The organism is Saccharothrix sp. NPDC042600 (assembly GCF_040647305.1).
Taxonomy (GTDB): Bacteria; Actinomycetota; Actinomycetes; order Mycobacteriales; family Pseudonocardiaceae; genus Actinosynnema; species Actinosynnema mutabilis.
Genome location: NZ_JBEZBW010000194.1, coordinates 1 through 6,226 on the forward strand (window position 1 = coordinate 1; position 6,226 = coordinate 6,226).

The window sequence follows — 6,226 nt, forward strand, 5'->3', positions numbered from 1 at the left end:
GCGCGGCTCGGCGCGGGCGGTCGGCGCGCAGCGGACGGCGCTGCGGGCGACGGCCCGGGCGGCGTCCAGCGCGCCGGTCACGTCGGCGTCCGGCGCGTAGCCCTCGCCCCGCACCACGGCCTCGCCGCCCGGCGTCCACACCCGGACCACCGACATCTCGTTGCGGGTCAACGTCCCCGTCTTGTCGGTGCAGATGAACGTGGTCGCGCCGAGGGTCTCCACGGACTCCAGCCGGCGCACGAGGGCGTTGCGGCGGGCCATCTCCTGCGCGGCCCGCGCCAGCGACAGCGTGACCGTCGGCAGCAGCCCTTCGGGCACCAGCGCCACGGTCACCCCGACCGCGAACAGGAACCCCCGCGTGGCGTCGAGCCCGAGCAGCAGCGCCACGCCGAAGAACGCCACACCCACCCCCGCCGCGATCAACCCGACCACGGTCACCACCCGGTGCAGCCGGCGCGCGAGCGGGCTGGTGGGCCGGTCGGCCCGGCGGGTCAGCTCGGCGATCCCGGCCAACCGGGTGCGGGCCCCGGTGGCGGTGACGGTCGCGACCGCTTCTCCTTCCACCACGTGGGTCCCGGCGCGCAGCGAGTCGCCCGGCTCCGGCCGCGCCGGCACGCTCTCCCCGGTCAGCATCGACTCGTCCACGGCCAGCCCGGCGGCCTGGACCACGACGGCGTCCGCGCACACCCGGTCACCGCCCTGGAGCAGCACCTCGTCGCCCACCACCAGGTCGGCGGCGTCCACCACGACGCGCACCCCGTCCCGCCGCACCGCCGCGCGCGAGGGCATGAGGTCGCGCAGCCGCTGCGCCGCCCGGTCGGCCCGGAACTCCTGCGCGAACGAGAAGCCGCCGTTGAGCAGCACGACCAGCACGATCGCCACGGACAGCTCGGGCATCCCGGCCACCAGCGCCAGGCCCGCGGCCACCCACAGCATGAGCGCGAAGAAGTGCACGAACTGCAGCAGCAGCACCACCAGCGGGTGCCGGCCGCGCTCGCGGGGCAGCACGTTCGGCCCGTCGGCCCGCAACCGCTGGGCGGCCTCGGCGGCGCTCAACCCGCCGCGCCGCACCACCGCGGCCGTCACCGACGCCGCCCGGTCCACAAGGGTTCCACCAGTGCCCACTCCCGCTCCCACGACCCGGCGCTCAACCACCCGCGCACGACGTGGACCACGAGCCACCCGAACGCGAGCAGACCCGCCAGGCCGCACCACAGCGCGAACGCCGCGACGGCCCCGCCGACCCGGGCGCCTTCGACGGTGAGCGGCGCGGGCCGGACGGCCCCGGTGTCGTCCACCCACACCCGGACCACCGTGCCGGCCCTCGCCCCGGCGCCGGTCAGGACCTCACCGCGCCGGGGTGTGCCGTCCGGCGCCGGCCACGACGCCAGGGCGACCGGCTGCTCCGCGGCGATCCCCCGCCCGGTCTCCGCGGTCGGCGGCGGCGGCGCGTCGGCGAGCAGCCGGGCCTCGACCGGGTGGCGGGTCCGGGCCTGCTCGGCCGCGGTCACCTTCCCGGACGCGTACACCTCGGACCCGACCGCCGCCGCGACCGGGACACCCAGCAACGCGACGACGACGGCGACCGCGAGCACGGCCCCCTCCACCCGGTCTCCCGGCCGCGCCACCCCGGACCGCGCCGGGAGCGCGTACCGCACCGCGCGCCTGATCACCGTGCTCATCGGGCTCACCTCCGGGACGGCAGCCCGGCCTCGGGGAACCGCACCCCGACGACCCCGGCCACCGCGCCCGCCAACACCTCGGCCACGTGCCGGTCCCGCTCGTCGTCCAGCGCGTCCACGATGGACACCTGCCCGTCCACCACCGACACCGTCCACCGGTGCGGGTCCGCGTACAGGCCCAGGCGGTGGCGGACCTCCGCCGCCAGCCGCCGGTCGTCGCGGGTGATGGCCCGCAGCATGTCCCGCCGGGTCACCACCCCCACCAGCCGCCGCCCGTCCACCACGGGCGCGCTGCGCACCGCGTGGTCGAGCATCCGCCGGGCCAGCTCCGCCAGGTCCGTGCCCGGGGTGGCCACGACCTCCGGCGCGGTCATCACGTCGGCGACGGTCTGGCGGGGCGCGGGCCGGGCGCGCCGGGGTTCGCCGTGCACCAGCGAGCGCGGGTCCAGCGGCAGCCGGTCGCGCAGCACGTCGGCCTCGGTCACCACCCCGACCAGCACACCCGCGCCGTCCACCACCGGCAGCATGGTGAAACCCTTGGCGGCCAACAACACCCCGGCCTCCCGGGCGGCCGTCCCGGGCCGGACGGTGACCACGTCCCGGGTCATGACGTCCCCGGTCCTCATCGCACGCCCTCCCCGCTCTCCGCGGCGACCTCGCGACGCTCCGGCTCGGCGGGCGGGGGCAGCACCACGACCGGCGCGGACGAGTGCCGCACGCAGTGCGCGGTGGTGCTGCCCAGCACGATCCGGCGCAGCCCGCCGCCGGTGTGCGCGGCCACCACCAGCAGCGCCGCGCCGCGCGCCCGCTCCTCCAGCACCTCCGCGGCCGACCCGCGCGCGCACATGCGGAAGATCTGCGGGAACTCCGTGCGGCCCACCGCCACCGTGCGCAGCGCGTGCTCCACGGTCGCCTCCGACCGGCCGCGCGCCTCCTGCTCGGAGGTCATCGCCCAGTCCGCCAACGGCTCGTAGTTCCACGCGTTGACCACGTGCAGCGGAGCACCCCGCAGCACGGCCTCGTCCATGGCCCACGACAACGCGCGCACGCCCGCCGCCGTCCCGTCGACGCCCACCACGATCGCACCTGTGCTCACGACTCCACCTCGCTCGTCTCGATGTCCTGCCCCGGCGCCCACCGGGGCTCCGGGTCGCGCAACCGGCGCAGGAACGGGTCCACGGCCCGCGCCGGCGCGACGCGCACCCGCGCGTCCACCGCCAGCACCCGGTCCCCGTCCAGCACCAGGGGGTTCAGGTCGAGCTCGACGACCTCCGGCACCAGCTCGGCGAGCCGGCCGACGCGCAGCAGCACGTCGCGCACCGGTCCCGCCGGGTGCTCGCGGAACACCTTCGGCGCGGCGCGGAAGCCGTGCAGCAGCTCGTCGGCGTCGGCGGCGCTCAACGGGGCCAGCGCGGCGGCCCGGTCGTCGAGCAGGTCGGTGTCCACGCCGCCCAGGCCGGTCACCACCAGCGGCCCGAACCGCGCGTCGCTGACCACGCCGACCAGCAGCTCCCGGCCGGGCGCGCCCATCGGCTGCACGAACACGCCGTCGAGCCGGTCCCCGAACCGCCCGGCCAACGTCGCGAACGCCTCCCGCACCGCGTCCGGGCCCGCCACGTCCAGCAGCACCCCGCCACCCCGGCTCTTGTGCAGCAGGTCGCGCGCGACGGCTTTCACCGCCACCGGACCGCCGAAGGCGTCCTGGGCCCGCACGGCGGTTTCGACGTCGGCGGCCAGGACACCGCCCAGCACCGGCACGCCGAACGCCCGCAGCAGCCGCACGGCCTGGTCGGGGTCCAGCCAGCCGCCCTCCGGTCGGGCGGCGACGACGGCCCGCGCGGTGGCCAGGTCGAGGTCGGGCAGCTCGACGGGGTCGTGGTCGGCGCGCAGCCACCGGCCGCGTTCGACCAGCGCCGCCAGCGCGGCGGCGGCGCGGGCGGGCTCGGCGTAGCAGGCCGTCCCGCCGGACACCAGGCGCACCGGCCGGTCCTGGTCGGTGCTCACCGCGAGCAACGGCTTGGCGGTGCGGTGGACACCGGACTTCGGGTCGCCCAGCGCGGTGGGCACGGTGACCGCGATGACCGCGTCCACGGCCGGGTCGGCGGCGACCAGGTCCAGGCACCGGGCGAAGGTCTCGTCGTCCACCACCGCGGTCGTGTCGACCGGGTTGTGCACGCTCGCCGGGCCGGGCAGCAGCGCCCGCAGCGCCCCGGTGGTCCGGGTGCCCAGCTCGGCCAGCGAAAGTCCGTTGTGGACGCACGCGTCCGCCGCCAGCACGCCGAGGCCGCCGGCGTTGCCCACCACGGCGACCGACCGCCCGGTGGGCAGCGGGGTGGCGTGCAGCGCGGCCAGCACCTCGACCAGTTCGGTCACGCCGTCCACCGCGATCACGCCGGCCTGGCGGAACAGGGCGTCGCGGGTCACCGCCGGGGTGGCGGTGGCAGCGGTGTGGGACGCGGCGGCCCGCTGCCCGGCCTCGCTGCTCGCCGCCCGCAGGGCCACCACGGGCTTGCGGCGCGCGACCCGGCGGGCCAGCCGGGCGAACTTGCGCGGGTTGCCGAACGACTCCAGGTACAGCACGACCGCGCGCGTGTGCGTGTCGCGTTCCCACCACAGCAGCAGGTCGTTGCCGCTCACGTCGTACTTGTCGCCGGTGGAGACCAGGTCCGAGACGCCGAGCCCGAGCCGCCCCAACGCCTCCAGCACCGCGATCGCGATGCCGCCGGACTGGGTGGCCACGCCGATCCCGCCCGACACGACGGGGTCGCGCATGAACGTCGCGTTCAGCCGCACGTCGGGGTCGCCACTGGCCACGCCGACGCAGTTCGGCCCGACCAGGCGCATCCCGTGACGGCGCACGGCGGCCATCAACGCCCGCGCGTCCACGCCGGAGGTGATCACCACCAGCGCCTTGACCCCGGTGCGCCCGCAGTCCTCGGCGACCTGCGGCACGGCGTGCGCGGGCACGCACACCACCGCCAGCTCCGGAGCGTCGGGGATGTCGGCCACCGACCGGAAGCACGGCACGCCCGCGATCTCCCGCGCGTGCGGGTTGACCGCGCACAGGTCGCCGTCGTACCCGCCGTCGCGCAGGTTGCGCAGCACGGCGTGACCGACGGAGTTGCGGGAGCGGCCCGCCCCGACCACGACGACCGAGGCCGGTTCGAGCACCGACCGCAGGCTCGCCACCTCCGCCGCCCGCTCGCGGTCCGCGACCGCCTCCAGGTAGCCCTCGTCGGCCTCCAGCCCGAGGTCCACGTGCACCACGTCGCTGTCCGAAGTGGACGTGAACACCAGCCCGAGGTCGGTGAACACGCGCAGCATCCGGGCGTTGACCGGCAGGACGTCGGCCACGAAGCGCCGCACGCCCCGCCGCTTGGCCAGCGACACCAGGTGCTCCAGCAGCAGCGTCCCGACGCCGTGCGACTGGCGTTCGTGCGCGACGACCAGCGCCACCTCGGCGGTGTCGCCGTGCTCGACCACGTAACTGGCCGCGCCGACCAGGTCGTCGCCGCTGAACGCGCCCAGCACCACGTGCCGGGGGCGGGCGGGCGAGGTGAGCCGGTCGACGAACTCGTCCAGCCCGCGCGGCGAGGCGCTGAAGAAGCGCAGGTAGCGGTCCTCCAGCGGCAGGCCGCGGTGCAGGGCGCGCAGCGCGTCGGCGTCGGCGGGGCCCAGTTCGCGCACGACGACGACCCGGCCGTCGGCCAGCAGCGCGCGTTCGCCGACCGGCGCGCTCACAGCAGCGGTCCCGGGGTGACGACGGGCTCGGGCTCCGGGCGCCGCTCTTCCGGGTGGCGCAGCACGACCACCGGGCACTTCGCGTGGTGGACGCAGTAGGAGCCGACCGACCCGAGCAGCACCTCCCGGATCGGGCCGACGCCCCGGCTGCCGACCACGAGCAGCGCGGCGTGCTCGGACGCCTTCACCAGCACGTCCCGCGCGTCGCCCTCGACCAGGGCCGGCCGCACCTCGACGTCGGTCTCGACGTCGCCGACCACCTCGTCCAGCACCGCCCGGTGCCCGTCGCGCAACACCGCGGTGTCCATCGCGGCGGCCACCGACGCCGACAGCGGCCCGATCACCAGGGCGTGGTCGACGTGCCAGGCGTGGATCACCTCGACGGCACAGCCCCGCCGCTCCCCCTCCTCCACGGCCCACCGGAACGCGGCCCGGCTCGCGGGCGACCCGTCCACACCGACGACGACTGTCTGGTCCATCTCTCCTCCTCGATCGCTGACCCCAGCCTCGCGGCGCGCGGTCGCGCCGGTCAGTGGCCGCGGTCCCGACCACCCAGGGACCTTGGACCTACCAGGCCACCCCGACCCCGACGACCGCGACCACGGGCGCGAGCCAAGCCGCCAGGCGCGCCGCGAACCCCGGTCCACCGGCCACCAGCGCGAGCACCAGCCTCACCGCCGTGTTGGCCGCCGGCACCGCGCCGCACGCCAGCCCCGCCGTCGCGACCGGGATCGCCGCCGGGGCCGGCGAGGCCTCCGCGACCGCCTCGTCGTCCGACGCCGGCGGCAGCCGCCGGGTCAACC

General features: G+C 77.0%; 6 protein-coding genes and 1 pseudogene. All 7 read right to left on the reverse strand.

Annotated features, from left to right (window positions below):
* On the reverse strand, nucleotides 1-1,125 hold a 1,125-nt coding region (locus AB0A74_RS42320), incomplete at its 3' end, for an HAD-IC family P-type ATPase (protein WP_358258842.1).
* Nucleotides 1,083-1,682 (reverse strand): hypothetical protein, encoded by a 600-nt coding sequence (locus tag AB0A74_RS42325; RefSeq protein ID WP_358258844.1) that lies wholly within the window; start codon nucleotides 1,680-1,682, stop codon nucleotides 1,083-1,085. The genes AB0A74_RS42320 and AB0A74_RS42325, both read right to left, overlap by 43 nt.
* Before the next feature lie 5 nt (nucleotides 1,683-1,687).
* Nucleotides 1,688-2,308 (reverse strand): CBS domain-containing protein, encoded by a 621-nt coding sequence (locus AB0A74_RS42330; protein WP_358258846.1) that lies wholly within the window; start codon nucleotides 2,306-2,308, stop codon nucleotides 1,688-1,690.
* Nucleotides 2,305-2,778, reverse strand: a complete 474-nt coding sequence (locus AB0A74_RS42335) for a universal stress protein (RefSeq protein WP_358258847.1) — start codon at nucleotides 2,776-2,778, stop codon at nucleotides 2,305-2,307. Before AB0A74_RS42335 ends, AB0A74_RS42330 begins: the two co-directional genes overlap by 4 nt.
* On the reverse strand, nucleotides 2,775-5,423 hold the full coding sequence (locus AB0A74_RS42340; RefSeq protein WP_358258849.1) for a GNAT family N-acetyltransferase: 2,649 nt from the start codon (nucleotides 5,421-5,423) through the stop codon (nucleotides 2,775-2,777). Before AB0A74_RS42340 ends, AB0A74_RS42335 begins: the two co-directional genes overlap by 4 nt.
* Entirely contained in the window at nucleotides 5,420-5,902 is a 483-nt protein-coding gene (locus AB0A74_RS42345) for a universal stress protein (protein WP_358258851.1), read from the reverse strand. The genes AB0A74_RS42340 and AB0A74_RS42345 overlap by 4 nt, the downstream gene beginning before the upstream one ends.
* 88 nt (nucleotides 5,903-5,990) lie before the next feature.
* Nucleotides 5,991-6,226: pseudogene (locus AB0A74_RS42350) on the reverse strand (hypothetical protein); the annotation flags it as partial.

Coding starts and splice junctions, on each gene's coding strand:
- AB0A74_RS42325 (WP_358258844.1), bottom strand. CDS start 1,682: ATGAGCACGGTGATCAGGCGCGCGGTGCGGTACGCGCTCCCGGCGCGG.
- AB0A74_RS42345 (WP_358258851.1), bottom strand. CDS start 5,902: ATGGACCAGACAGTCGTCGTCGGTGTGGACGGGTCGCCCGCGAGCCGG.
- AB0A74_RS42330 (WP_358258846.1), bottom strand. CDS start 2,308: ATGAGGACCGGGGACGTCATGACCCGGGACGTGGTCACCGTCCGGCCC.